The sequence below is a fragment of the Bacillus sp. FSL W8-0920 genome, assembly GCF_038593215.1.
GTDB lineage: Bacteria > Bacillota > Bacilli > Bacillales > Bacillaceae > Bacillus > Bacillus pumilus.
Window position 1 is genome coordinate 1,735,036 of sequence record NZ_CP151974.1, and the last position, 13,549, is coordinate 1,748,584.

A 13,549-nucleotide genomic window follows, 5' to 3' on the forward strand; every position below is an offset into this window, starting at 1 on the left:
GGAGTGATACATATGAATTTAGAAGAAGTAAAACAGTTTTTAGAAACTGACGATGGCAAGAAGTATCTTCAACCACGTTTAGATCAACATTTTACAAAAGGGTTAGAAACGTGGAAAGCTAATAATTTGGATAAGCTAGTTGATCAAAAGGTTAAAGAACTCAATCCAACTAAAAATCCACTTGAAATCAAAGTTGAAAAATTAGAAAAAACTCTCAAGATGAAGGAGATCAAAGAAAAAGCTTTAGAGAAGGCTCACCAAGATGGTCTACCGACTCAATTAATTGACTTTTTCCTATCTGATGATTCTGAGAAAACAGAAGCTAATCTCAATATTTTTAAAGATGTTTTCGATCAACATTTGCAAAGTAAGACAAAAGAAAGACTTAAAGAAGATGGCATTGATCCAAAAGGCAGTCTACAACAACCAAAAACATTTACTATTGAGCAGTTAGAAAGCATGTCTGAAAAAGAATATTTGGAAAATGAAGAGGCTGTTCTTCAGCTTCTTACATCACAAAATTAATTATAAAAGGTTAAGGTGAATTAAAATATGGCATATGAAAAGTTTTTCCCAGTTGTTTGGTCAACTAATTTAAACAAAATGTACAAAAAATCTTTAGTGTACGGGAATCTTGTTAATTCGGATTATCAAGGCGATGTGAAATACGGAAGCACCGTTAAGATGAACACGCTAGGTAAAGTAACAATTGGAAAGTACACAGAAAAGGATGGGGTAGGTGACCCAGAAGAACTTGATGCTGAACAAATGGAGCTTAAAATTGATCAGAGAGATTTCTTTAACTTTAAAGTTGAAGACATTGCTGCAGCTCAATCAAATATTAATATTCTAAAGGAAGCTATGACAGAGGCTGCTTTCGGAATCGCTGAAAACGTAGATAAGTTTATCGCCAATTTGTACACTGGAGTAGATGAGAATAATATTATTGGTACTGATGCAGAACCGCAAGGAGTTCATTCAGGAAGCCTGTATAACCATTTGGTTGATTTAGACGTAAAGCTATCTGAAGCAAATGTTCCTAAGAAAGATAGATTCGTTGTTATTCCAGAAGCGGGTTATGGAATGCTACAAAAAGACGCACGTTTCACTAAATTTCCTGAAGTTCTATATGACGGATATATCGGGAATGTTAGTTCTTTAAAAGTTTACACTTCTAACAATTGTCCTGTAGTGGATGGCAACTATAAGATTATGGCAGGTCATCGATCAGCAATTACCTTTGCATCGCAACTGAATAAGGTTGAATCATTCCGTCAAGAAAAACACTTTGCGGATGCAGTGAAAGGGTTAAATGTTTATGGAGCGAAATTGGCGAAACCGAAGGGGATCGCTTTATTAACTGCTAAATTTGAAAACTATTGATAAGAGAGGGGATTCCCTCTCTTTTTTTAAAACAAAGGAGCATGATATATTTGTGGATTAAAAATAAAGTTACAGGTTTGGTATGGAATGTAACAGAGGATCATTATGAATACCTTATTGAGAATTCGGATTATGAAAAATACACAGAAAAAAAGACTAAGAAAGCCAAAACTAAAGTTGAAGAGAATGAAATGGCAGGTGGAGACAATGAATCGACTTAAAGATTTTAAGACTTTAATTGATGAAGAAGTTGATGACACTCTTTTACAGCTCTATATTAATGATGCAGAAAACTTCATACTAAATCATTGTAACTTAGATGAAATACCTAATCGATTATATTCAGCCCTTCTAAATATCGCAGTTTTTAAATTTAGACTGAGAGGATATGAAGGTGTCAAAAAAGAGGCTATGGGAGCTGTCAACGAATCGTTTCATGAAACGATTCCTGCCTATATTATTAATGAGTTGGATGACTATAATAATAACAATCAAACAGTTAAGTTGCTGTAAAAGGCCATATCATGAATTTTAAAAAAACCTTCTACAAAATAGATATTGAGACTGTCCCAACTGGAAAGATTAATGAGATCACTGGGAAACCAATCATGGAAAAGGTAGAGAAATTTACTCCATACAAATGTGAATTCCAGCCTTTAGATGAAAAGATGTATCAGTCTGCCTTAGGAAGATTTCCAGATGTCACAGATTTACTGATTTGTAGGCCTTTGAAGTTTTTGCAAACAGGAGCAGAGATAGTGTACAAAGACATTAAATATGAAGTTCTTTACCGTCCCAGAGATTGGGGAAAGCATATTGAGGTATTTGTAAAACCGAAAAAATAATGAAAAGAAACGCTTCGACTACATTTTCGAGGTGTTTCTTTTTTTTATTTTTGTTTTATTACAAAAGGAGATGTAAAAGTGAGTGAGCAATTAAAAATTATTGTTACACCAATGGCTGACACCTCGAAAAAATCAGTCGATCAAATAAACAATCAAATTAAACAGTTGCAAGGCAAAGTAAACGGTCTTAAATTAGACATCGATCTTGTTAAAGATGTCTTAAAGAGTCTTGAAAATATTTCAAAGCGCTTTTCGGAGAATCAACGTAGCTTAAAAGATTACAACGCAACCATTAAAGAGTATGAGACTGTTTTTAAAAATGCAGATGGATCAATTAAAACAGTCAATCAGAAAATAAAGCAAAATGGAGAAATCCACGAAAAAACTCGAAAAGTCATTGATAATACAACAAAGAGTTTAAGAGAAGAAGCTAAAGAAGTAGCGAAGCTTACTCAACTTACGGAGCGACTTGGACAAAAACAAAAAGAAGTAAACAAAACTGACGGCTCTGGCAGAAGAACAGGAAAAGTCGAAAGGTACAAAAATGGCTTTGATGATGTTACATACGCCTCTGATAAAAATGGCTTAAAATCTGTAAAAACAGTAACTAATTACGACCAGCAGCGAAAAGCTGTTGATACGTTACATGATTCTTTGGAGAAATTACGCCAAAAAGGAATAGTATCAGATGTTACTTTGACATCTTTAGGTAAGAAACTAAACCTTGCTCAAAGTGCAAATGAAATTGAGGCGCTTCGTGGGAAAATAAAGCTTTTAGATGATAAGTCAGCAGCAGTAGCAAAGACTCAAGAAATACAGCGGCAAATTCAGTTATATCAACGGCTTGCTGCAGTTAGAGCCAGTAAATTAACATCCCAATATGGTTCGTCTATAAGTGATACAAACTCACAAGCAATTCAGCAATATCTTTCTTCAGTAAATGCTTTAACCAGTCGCACACCTAAGCTTCAAAACCAGATGCAGAGCTTAAATGTTCAGTTCAGAGAGCTTTCAGCAAATGTAACTAACTCAGCTCAGAACATTAATACATTTGGCCGTAGGTTAGGCGAAGCATTTGCAAGGATGCCAGCCTATTTAATTACTGGATCGATATTCTTTGGTGCAGTTAGCGGCCTAAAAGCTATGGTCGATAATGCTATCATGCTTGACTCGAAAATGACTGAAATCCGAAGAGTAATGGACGCTCCTGATTATAAGTTTAATGAGTTGTTGCAGCGTTCAATTGATCTAAGTAATGAATTGTCTAATAAAGTAGCTGATGTCCTTACTATGACATCAGAATTTGCCAGACAAGGTTATAAAGGTGACGAACTCCTCTACCTAACTAAAACCTCTCAAGTCCTTCAAAATATCTCACAACTTCAACCTGAAGATACCGTTAAGGCTCTTACATCAGCAATGGTCAACTTCGGTATAGCTTCAAAAGATTCCCTCAAAATTTCTGATGCTCTAAATGAAGTCGATAACAACTTCCAGACATCTTCACTAGATTTAGCTCAGTCAATGCGTAAATCAGCAGCGGCAGCAAAAGTTTATGGTGTAAGTATGGAGCAATTACTTGGTTATACAGCGAGTATTCAATCAAGTACAAAAGAGTCGGGTAACGTTACTGGAAACGCCCTAAAAACAATTTTTGCTAGGATTCAGACGAACAAACAAGCAGTTTCAGCTTTAGAAGGAATAGGGATAGCTGTTAAAGATGCAGGTGGGGAAGCTATACCTGTTGCGGATATCTTAGAAAAACTAGCTGGAAGATGGAAAACGCTGTCTCAAGCTCAAAAGCAACAGCTAGGTATTACAATCGCTTCTCAATTCCAAAATACAAGATTCTTAGCGTTAATGGAGAATTGGGAAACAGCTACTAAAGCAACTTCAATGGCCATAAACAGTCAAGGTAGCTCGATGAGGGAGCAAGAAAAATATTCTCAATCGTTAGAAGCTAGGTTAAACAATCTCTCCAATAAGTTTGTAGAGCTTTCTGAAGCTGCAAGCAGGGCTTTTATTAGTGATGGTCTAATCGCTGCTACTGATGTATTAGGCGACTTGTTAGCTGCAATTTCAGGAGTAGTCAATTCCATTGGTTTTCTTCCTACGGCTTTCCTAACAGCTAATGCAGCGGTATTTGCGTTTAGTAAGACAGCTAGAGCTATGCAGACGGCCTTAGTATTTGGCGTAGGTGCTTTGAGTGCAAGTCAAAAAGCTTTATTAGGCGTTGAAGCAGGGATGTCTAGAGCGGCACTAGCTACAAAGGCTATGACTGTAGCTTGGAGAGGATTAATGTCTGCAACAGTAGTTGGAGCAGGTTTGATTTTGATTGGAGTAGCCCTAGAAAAGATTGTAGGAGCATACTCAGACGCTAAAAAAGCTAGAGAAGAATTTGAACAAACTCAAAATACAAATATTGAAGCACTTACAGTCAATAAAGATCAAACAGAAGAATTAATTAAGAGATATAAGGAATTAGATCAATCTAGGCGTGATGGTGGCCTTACAACAACGAATGAGCAAGAGTATCTAAAGATAACCCAAGAGTTAGCCAATCTGTTTCCTGCTCTGGTGGAGGGTGTAGATTCAACAGGAAGAGCGCACCTAGTTTCTGCTGAACGAGTTGATAAAGAGACTGAAGCCGTTAGAAATTTAATCAAAGCAAAAAAAGAAGAAATTAAAGTTAAAGCTTCTGACACTGCTCAAGATTCGATTAACAAAATCAAAGAATTAAATAAAGAATTAGAGAAGAAACAAAAAGACTTAGACAATCCATTTGTATCTGACAATGCCTTCATTAATGCAAAAGCACCTATATCTAAGACAGATGTGGATAGAGCTAAAATCAAAACGGAAATGGAGTCCATTCGTCAGCAAGTAGTAAGCGCTTCTTATGAAATGAAAGACAAGATCATTGAAACTGCTGAAGCGTTTAGTAAATTAACAATTAGTACGAGCTTAAAAGACCAGATTAAGCAGGTTGTTGATGCACTTAATCTTGATGAATTGACTGATCCTAAAGATGTTGAGGAATTTGAAAAGAATTTAGGTAGAATACAGGATGCGTTACAAAGAGCATTAGACGATAGTGACTCAGGTGGGTTTGAAAAAGCCAAAGAAGATTTAGAGGCATACCTGTCTAAATACCAGGTATCAGGTTCAAGCATTGATATCATGAGTATCAGCATGGACAAGTTAAAAGGTGTAGTTAATGACACATCTGTTACCTATGACGAATTTGGCGATGCAGTGGACGAAACAGGTAGCAAAGTAGCAGATTTAAGCAGTCGCCTTAAAGAAGCAGCAGGGGATACCAATGCAATTAAAGATGCACTTAAAGACGTTATATCTTCTGGTCAGTTTGATTTATTACCTGAAGCCTTTGGAGATATCTATGATCAACTTGCTGATCAAGTTTCCCCTCTAAATGGTTTGTTAGAAAAGATGGCCGAAGGTAAAAACATTTCTGCTACTGAAGCCACAAAACTGATGCAAAAAGAAAAAGATTTGATTGGCGCAATTAAAATTGAAAATGGCGTTGTAAGCATAAATAGAAATGCAGTTGTTAAACTTCGTGACGCTAAGATTAAAGCGTATAGAGATATGGTTGAGTTTAGTAACCAACAAACAAAGAACGAAGTAAACAACTCTATTAAGAAGATCAATGGCTATGGTTTTGAAGTGAGATCTCTTAAGACTCTCCAGGATGCTAAAGCAAGTTTAGCTGACATCGACAAAGAACTTGGTAAAACTTCTGGAATGGGTGAATTATCAGAAGAAAAAGCTGAAATGCACGCAACAAGAGAAAGGCTACAAGGCCTTGTTGATCTCACAAAAGAGATGGACGATTTCAGTAAATTGGCATCAGCAAGCCTCGGAGAAGTTGGCACATCAAACGAAAATCTATCTGACTCAACTGACAAAGCTTCAAAATCAACGAAAGATTCAATCTATGTTGCAGACAAATATAAAGAAGCATTAGAGCGAGTCAATAAGCAGATTGAAGAACAAAATAGAAAGACTAATGACTATCCTAAGTGGTCACAGAAATATCGTGATTCAATTAAGAAGGAAATCAAGGCGTTAGAAAGAAAAGAAAAGCTTCTTAAGAGTCAAATTAAGTTACTTAAAGAGCAAATTAAATCTGGCTACATTGCTCAAACGGGTATTGTTGATTCTTCTTCATCCTACTCCCCTTCTAGTTCTTCATATTCTGCTTCAGGTGGTTCTTACTCTGGTAAGTACTCAAACATAATTAATCAAGCTGCATCGAAATACAATGTTCCAGCTGCGTTAATCGCTGCTGTTATTAAACAAGAATCTAACTTTAACCCTAATGCTCGTTCACATGCAGGCGCAACAGGATTAATGCAACTTATGCCTGCAACAGCTAGAGGTCTAGGAGTTAAGAATTCTAAAGATCCTTATCAAAACATTATGGGTGGTACTAAGTACCTTAAACAAATGCTTGATAAATTCGGGTCAATTGAAAAGGCATTAGCGGCATACAATGCGGGGCCTGGTAATGTAACGAAGTATGGCGGCGTACCACCTATTAAAGAAACGCAAAATTACGTTAAGAAAGTAAACAACTACTTTAAACAAATGGGTGGTTCACTATCCTCTAGTGGTGGATCGGCTGCTGGTTACTATGACTCAATGAGAAGAACATCTCATTTCGGTCAGCAAGAAAAAGGTTTACGCTCTGCTCCTCATAAAGGTTTAGACTTAGCTGCTAAATCTGGCACTCCTATTAAGTCGCTAAAATCTGGGAAAGTCCTCACTGCCGCATACTCTAAATCTGCTGGGTATTGGGTTGTCGTCCAACAAGATGATGGTACCGTAGCTAAGTATATGCATATGCAAAAAGGTCTTAATGTTAAGGCTGGGCAAAAGGTTCAAGCTGGGCAAACTCTCGGTAAGATGGGAAGCACTGGTCGTTCTACTGGTACTCACCTTCATATGCAGATTGAGAAAAACGGTAAAGCGATTGATCCAGAAGCATATATGCAACAAATTGGATCTGACTTGTCTAGTTCTGAAGCTGAACGCCAACAAGCTATTTCCCAAGCTAAATCTGACTTACTTGGACTTGAAGGTGACCTATCTTCTGTTAAAGACCAAATTCAAGATTTACAATATGAGCTTGTCCAGTCAAAGCTTGATGAATTTGAAAAACGTAAATCTGATTTAGAGTTGAAAGTTGCTCAAAACCAATCTAAAGCAAGCCGCTATCTCAACGATAGTGCTCAGTTTAGAAAATATACAAATGAACAACGTAAAGCAGTTGAAGCACAACAAAAGATTCAGAGTCAAAAAGTAAGTTGGATTAACAAAGAGCTAAAGCAAAATAAACAATTAAACGCTGCTCAACGTGATCAATTACGTGAAGAATTAAAACAAGCTAAACTTGATCTTATCAGTATCAAAGATCAGGTTTATGAATTACAAGCTACTATTGTTCAATCTAAAACTGATCAAATTCTTAACAATATTGATAAGTCAGTCAAAAAGACTGAATCAAAACTTAAGAATGTTGATATTAAGATTCAAACAACTGAAGAAGACAAGGATAAAGTTAAGTACTATAGTCAGCAAATCAAGCTGATTCAGCAGCAACAAAAGGAAGCTGCAAAGTACATAAAAGATTTGGAGAAACAAAAGAAAGCAGCTAAGGGTTTCCCTGAAATCCAAAAGCAAATATCTGACGAAATCGCTTCTTGGAAAGATAAACAAAAGGATTTCAACCTAGAGCTATATCAAACCAAGAAAAGCATCAAAGATATTTATAAGTCACTTGCAGATGAAGTTGTCTCTATCTACAAAGAGATGTATGAGAAAATGCGAGATATCGAGCTTGAAGCTCTTCGTAAAGCTACTCAAGACATCATTGATGGCATTGATAAAGAAGATGATGAAGCTAAGTTCCAAAAGGATTTAAAAGATCGTCAGGAAAGCATTCAAAAGCTTTTAGATCAGATAAACCAATATGCGCTCGATGACTCTGAGTTTGGTAAGTCAAAGGTTAAAGAGCTTACCGAACAGATGCAAAAAGAACAGCTTGATTTAGATCAATTCCTAAAAGATCGTGAAAACTCCAAACGTAAAGAAGCGCTACAAGATCAACTTGAAAAAGACGAAAAATCAATCAATACAAAATATGATGATCTTGTTAACGATGAACGTGGATTCAAAGATTTAGAAGGAAAATTGATGGACGGTAAGATTAGCGATATCAATAAAAAGCTTTCTGAGTTTACTAAATTCATCAATTCAAATATGGAGTCCATCGGTAAGTCTATTTCTAACAATTTGATTGATAAGCTTAAAGAGGCTTCAAATGCTTTAGGAGTTGTTGTTAAGGGAAATACAACTGGACAGAAGATCGCTCGTTTTAAGACTGGTGGATCAGTTGGTAAAGTTCCAGCCCAAGGCGCTTTAGCTGTAGTAGATGATGGGGAAATTGTCCTCAATAAACAAGACTCAGTTAATATGCTTAAAGCTGTAGAGCTACTTAGAGAAACAAAGGTAGAAGATCGAAGTATGGGTGCAATAGCGAAGAGCTACGAGTCAATCCGTAGTATGTTTAACAACGTTGCTTCTTCAGTAGCTATCCCAAGACTTTCTGTTCCAGGATTTGAAGTGTCAGAGTCTAAGAATGTTACGAACAATTATTCAGTGAATATGCACATTGATAAAATGGTTGGTGATGAAAAAGGGGCTAATAATGCATTGCAAACAATTCGCAAAGGGTTAAAGCAAATGAAAGGTAAAGTATAAGAGTCTGTTAATCAGGCTCTTTTTTTACAATCTAAAGGAGTTGTAATAGATAAAAGATGAATCTAGAAGAATTCACTTTCAAACCAGGTACGCTTAAATTAGAGCTATGTAGAACAAATAAAAAGAAGATCGCAAATATTGTTGATTTCTCGAATGCTTCAGCCAACCTAAATCATGCTACCATTAATGATCTAACATTTAATATCCCTCTTAAAGCTAGATATGGTGATGAAATTAAACCAAACCACGTTGCTCAACTTATCAGGGAATGGTACTTGATTAAGGCCACTTTCTTAAATCGAACTGAATATTATGTAATAGATAGTATTACTGATTCGACAACTCAAGAAAAATCTGAGATTCAGGTTAATTGTCAGCTCACTCCTTACATGTTAAATAAACCAAAAATCAGGCAATATGAAGGTATATCAAAGAATCTCCAGGAAATTGGTGAGGTTTGTCTTAAGGGAACTGGTTGGACTATTGGAGAAATTGAAAGCACGCTTAATGAAAAAAGACGATCATTTTCTATCGGATCAATTACATCAAGATTCGATTTTTTAAGGAATATTTGTGAAACGTTTGACGCTGTACCTGTATATGACACTATTAATGATAGAGTATCCTTCTTTGAAAAAAACAACATATCTAAATTTAAAGGTGTTAAGATATCATCTCACAACTTCATGATTGATATGACGGATACTAGAAGCATGGACGAAGTAGTGACAAGATTACACGTCACAGGAAAAGACGGTATTGTTATCAACTCTATAAATCCAACAGGGCAAGGGTATCTTGATGATTTCAGCTTATTTTTGAGACCATTCCAACGTGACGATAAAAGAAATGTATTGAAGAAAAGTGCTTATATGAGCAATGAGCTTTGTCATGCTTTATTAGATTACAATGAACTTGTCGACAAAGAATCCAAAAAGTTCAAAACAATGTTGGATGACAAAAAGAAAATCGAAGCCAAAAAGACTGCTCAAGAGAATGAGCTATTCGTTCTTAAAAACCTTGAGTTGCAGCAAATTTTAGATCGAATTGAAGTGGTTAAAGAGACTGATGGAGACACTAAAGATTTAATAAAGCAACGAAATGCAAAGCAAAAAGAAGTTGATACAAAAAAGAATGAAATCGATAAAACCGTTTCTGAGATTTCCACGTTAAACAGTCAGATTGAGCAGCTTAGAAAACGACTAGATATGAGCAACTTTCTTGGCGAAGATATGTCCAATGAGCTGTCCAAATTTATACTTGAAGATGAGTGGACTAACGACAACATTTTTGATGAAACGGAGCTATATGAAAAAAGCTACGAAGAGCTGGAGAAACGGAAATCACCTCCTATCGACATTAAGACAAACATAGTTAACCTATATAATGCAGTAAGTGAAAAAGATTATTGGGATAGGATTTCATTAGGTGACATAATTAGAATTCAAAACAAAGAGTTCGGAACTGAATATAGAGCTACTTTAGCTGGAATGAGCTTGAATTTTGATGATTCATCTATATCAGTTACTATCACAAATGGAAAAAAGGCTAAAGAAGAAGATGACTTCATTCAATTGTTTTATAAGGCTGATAAAGCATCTACTGAATTCAACACTCGTAAGATTGACTATGATCGGCTTGCTACTAACTACAATGCACGTAATGATCGTATTTCAATTCCTCCTTCTCCTCCAACCATAGGAGTGAAATCCATATCGCACAAAGTAAATGAAAATGGCTCTGTTGATATTTCAGTGTCATGGAATTATCCAACCTCTGATGAAGATAAATACAATATAGATGGTTTCATCGTACACTGTTATCCTGATACATATTCAGACACTTACTTATTTGGTGCTTCGTTAGCTAAGGAACAACGTATTTCTGTTAGATTTGATAAGCGAATTGCTACATTTACTTCACAGGTTCCGACAAAATACTTCACCTTTGGAGTACAGGCATACAGAAATGTTGAAACTTCTATTAGTTCAAATGGTGTTTTGTTATCAGATATAGTTCAGCCACAGGCTCCGAACGAGAATCCTTATAGACCGTCTACTACTGTAGAGGTTAGAGGGAAAGTAAATGGGTTGTATCAGATTGCTACAAATGAAAAGCCTTCTAATCCTGACGTTGGTACTCTTTGGATTGATCCAGTGAACAACAAGTCTGAACTATACGATGGAGAACAATGGATTATCCAATCTGCAGGAAGTGCAGACTCATTGAATGGAATAACCACTGCTGCACATGAAGCACCTAATACCATCCCTGTTAGAGATGAAAACGGTGTGATTTCGGCATCAATTTCAGGTAATGCAATGAAGTTAGGTGGATTAGAAGCGAGCGAATATGCACTTAAAAGTGATATTCAAGCCAACGCTGTTTATGCAAGTGGAGAATACATTGGAGATGGTACTATAGGTAGGCAGCTCGATTTAAGTTTCACACCTAACACCGTCAAGATATATTCCACATCTATAGAGGATAGCAGCTTACATATAACTTTGAATTCATTCGGATATATAAACCAATTAACAAATGGAAATTTGGTTCTGGTGGGCGGCACAGATGCATATGGAAGCATAGGTATAAACCTGTTTAAAACGGGAGCTGATAATCTTTTACGAGGAAATAAACCAAATGTGAAGTATTTATGGGAAGCAATAGGTTAATATATAATCATATTGCCCTATATGTCTATAAAAGGATATAATTGCATGAATATATCAACATACATATAGGGAAAGAGGTATTCATGTGATAGCACTCATCATACCGGTTATAATTGGACTAGTCTTTTGTATTGCCTACTTTTTTGAAACAGGATCGAAAAGCCACCTTTTTTCAGGCTGTGTCTTATTTTTAGTTGTAATCGCTGCAATTTTCGCTGCTTTAATTATGTTTATTGGCTCTTGAATTTATAAGTAAATAAATAGTCCTCTTGAATTGATCGAGAGGACTGGTTTGTTTATTAGACTAGATTATATTTGTACATAATGCTTTCGAATAATTTATAGAATTCTTCTGACTTCATTATTTCATCTACGTGTTCTTCAATTTCTTCTTCAGTTAAATCTATAACAATCTTATAGTTTTCAATCGATTCTTTTTTCTTCTTTGGAGGCTTGTTTTTGTCCTGTTCGATCATATTCATCACCCTCATTATATTTAGATTCCATACGTGCTTCTTTTATGATTATATTTGCTAATTCTTGATAGAATTCTTCTTCTGTAACAAGATCCCCGTATACTTGAGGAAAGATTGCTATTGAGTATGGCTTTCCTGGAAAAGTTAATATCTCTGTCGTATTCTTTTTTGCGTGTTCAAAGTTTTCCTTCCAATTTCCTCTATTAGTTTTGGCCATAATAAAACTCCTCTAATTGAATTTCTAAAATTAATAATAAGAAGAATAGAGGAGAGGGTCTATATGTAAATGATGGTAATAAAAAAGACCTTCAAATGAAGGTCGTTAATTGAATTTCTTCTTTAATCCATCCATCATATCCGCAGCATAAAAAGATTGTAAAAGTTCATCTACATTGATTTTTTTATCCTTCTTGCTTAGAAATTGATTGATGATCTTTTCATATTCTTCTCTAGTGTTTCCTTCTATCTCTGAAAGGTTTAAATCCTCACCAAAGTGTCTAATGAACGCTAACCTTGTTATATCATATGCCTTTTTGTCTTCCTCTTCACAACTACAAAATGCTCCTGAGAGAGTGATGAGGAATTGAACGTCTTCATCGTCTAAACCATTGGCTTTTTGGAATTGAATGAATTGATTTTGTGACATATATAGTCACCATCCTTTTATCTAAAGTATGAGTAGATCAGCAGTGAGAACAATGTATTCAACAACAAGTCCGATTGTATCAGCTACACCTCCATCTATATGTTTTCTAAGCTCTGCAGAAACAACCTCTCGAGCCCTACCAGCTGCATTTTTTGGAGTATCAAGAATTTTTTCTAATTCTTTAATGATCCTGTTTGCATTTTTGACAGTACCATTTACTGCTTCCTTTCCAAAACGTTGCTTTAAAACCCATTGTGCCCAGTCGTTATTTACTAAACCTTTAATTACTTTGATTGCTGCCTTAATACCCGCACTTTTAGGGCCATTTGTAGTAGCAAGTGGATCATTGTTAGCATTCTCAATAGCTTTAAATGCTTGAATCAAGGCTTCTTGTTTTTCTAATGGTACATCTCTTAAAGCAAGTTGTTTCTGAAGCTCAGTAGGTTTGATAGTTACTACCAAATCTTCTTTCTGTTCGACCTTTTCTGCTGCGTGTGTAGCTGTAGTTGGAATAAATACTGCTGCTGAAATGAGAACTAGCAACATCTTAACAAAAAACTTTTTCATTGGAATACTTCCTTTCTAATCATTTTTCAATAGTGAGGATATCACAAAATGAAATAAATTTTACATAAATTAGAGGAAATAGTATTTAAATCACATGCTTTTTGTCTTTGTTTCATTAGATGCATTACTAATTTCTTACAGCGTAAAAGGGGTATATTTACGCATGAAAAA

The 13,549-nt window shown here is 35.6% G+C and carries 10 protein-coding genes; 7 read left to right on the forward strand and 3 right to left on the reverse strand.

The genetic code is table 11. The annotated features are described in order from the left end of the window. The first annotated feature begins 12 nt into the window (after positions 1–12). The 7 genes from NSS78_RS08585 to NSS78_RS08615 all read left to right on the forward strand — a co-directional run bounded on the left by NSS78_RS08585 (position 13) and on the right by NSS78_RS08615 (position 11,689). Positions 13–525 carry a DUF4355 domain-containing protein gene (locus NSS78_RS08585; protein ID WP_268412826.1) on the forward strand — a complete coding sequence of 171 codons (513 nt, stop codon included), beginning with the start codon at positions 13–15 and terminating at the stop codon, positions 523–525. Positions 526–552: 27 nt separating this feature from the next. After that, positions 553–1,383, forward strand: coding sequence for a P22 coat protein - protein 5 domain protein (locus NSS78_RS08590; RefSeq protein ID WP_268412830.1), 831 nt, complete (start codon positions 553–555; stop codon positions 1,381–1,383). Between the two features lie 50 nt (positions 1,384–1,433). Then, positions 1,434–1,604, forward strand: a complete 171-nt coding sequence (locus tag NSS78_RS08595) for a hypothetical protein (RefSeq protein WP_268412832.1) — start codon at positions 1,434–1,436, stop codon at positions 1,602–1,604. Beyond that, on the forward strand, positions 1,591–1,896 hold the full coding sequence (locus NSS78_RS08600; RefSeq protein WP_342468348.1) for a head-tail connector protein: 306 nt from the start codon (positions 1,591–1,593) through the stop codon (positions 1,894–1,896). Before NSS78_RS08595 ends, NSS78_RS08600 begins: the two co-directional genes overlap by 14 nt. Positions 1,897–1,907: 11 nt before the next feature. Then, positions 1,908–2,228 carry a hypothetical protein gene (locus NSS78_RS08605; RefSeq protein WP_342468349.1) on the forward strand — a complete coding sequence of 107 codons (321 nt, stop codon included), beginning with the start codon at positions 1,908–1,910 and terminating at the stop codon, positions 2,226–2,228. A 78-nt stretch (positions 2,229–2,306) separates the two neighbouring features. After that, positions 2,307–9,014 (forward strand): phage tail tape measure protein, encoded by a 6,708-nt coding sequence (locus tag NSS78_RS08610; protein ID WP_342468350.1) that lies wholly within the window; start codon positions 2,307–2,309, stop codon positions 9,012–9,014. Between the two features lie 56 nt (positions 9,015–9,070). Continuing rightward, positions 9,071–11,689, forward strand: coding sequence for a hypothetical protein (locus NSS78_RS08615; protein ID WP_342468351.1), 2,619 nt, complete (start codon positions 9,071–9,073; stop codon positions 11,687–11,689). Between the two features lie 423 nt (positions 11,690–12,112). On the opposite strand, the gene NSS78_RS08620 is transcribed toward NSS78_RS08615, so the two are convergent. The 3 genes from NSS78_RS08620 to NSS78_RS08630 form a co-directional block, all read right to left on the reverse strand. Beyond that, the gene (locus NSS78_RS08620) at positions 12,113–12,382 is read right to left on the reverse strand and encodes a hypothetical protein (protein ID WP_342468352.1); all 270 of its coding nucleotides are present in this window, start codon (positions 12,380–12,382) and stop codon (positions 12,113–12,115) included. 105 nt (positions 12,383–12,487) lie between these two features. After that, on the reverse strand, positions 12,488–12,811 hold the full coding sequence (locus tag NSS78_RS08625; RefSeq protein ID WP_073979946.1) for a hypothetical protein: 324 nt from the start codon (positions 12,809–12,811) through the stop codon (positions 12,488–12,490). Between the two features lie 21 nt (positions 12,812–12,832). Next, the gene (locus tag NSS78_RS08630; RefSeq protein ID WP_342468353.1) at positions 12,833–13,378 is read right to left on the reverse strand and encodes a hypothetical protein; all 546 of its coding nucleotides are present in this window, start codon (positions 13,376–13,378) and stop codon (positions 12,833–12,835) included. Between the last annotated feature and the right edge of the window lie 171 nt (positions 13,379–13,549).

Coding starts and splice junctions, on each gene's coding strand:
- NSS78_RS08630 (WP_342468353.1), bottom strand. CDS start 13,378: ATGAAAAAGTTTTTTGTTAAGATGTTGCTAGTTCTCATTTCAGCAGCA.
- NSS78_RS08605 (WP_342468349.1), top strand. CDS start 1,908: ATGAATTTTAAAAAAACCTTCTACAAAATAGATATTGAGACTGTCCCA.
- NSS78_RS08585 (WP_268412826.1), top strand. CDS start 13: ATGAATTTAGAAGAAGTAAAACAGTTTTTAGAAACTGACGATGGCAAG.
- NSS78_RS08620 (WP_342468352.1), bottom strand. CDS start 12,382: ATGGCCAAAACTAATAGAGGAAATTGGAAGGAAAACTTTGAACACGCA.
- NSS78_RS08625 (WP_073979946.1), bottom strand. CDS start 12,811: ATGTCACAAAATCAATTCATTCAATTCCAAAAAGCCAATGGTTTAGAC.
- NSS78_RS08615 (WP_342468351.1), top strand. CDS start 9,071: ATGAATCTAGAAGAATTCACTTTCAAACCAGGTACGCTTAAATTAGAG.
- NSS78_RS08600 (WP_342468348.1), top strand. CDS start 1,591: ATGAATCGACTTAAAGATTTTAAGACTTTAATTGATGAAGAAGTTGAT.
- NSS78_RS08590 (WP_268412830.1), top strand. CDS start 553: ATGGCATATGAAAAGTTTTTCCCAGTTGTTTGGTCAACTAATTTAAAC.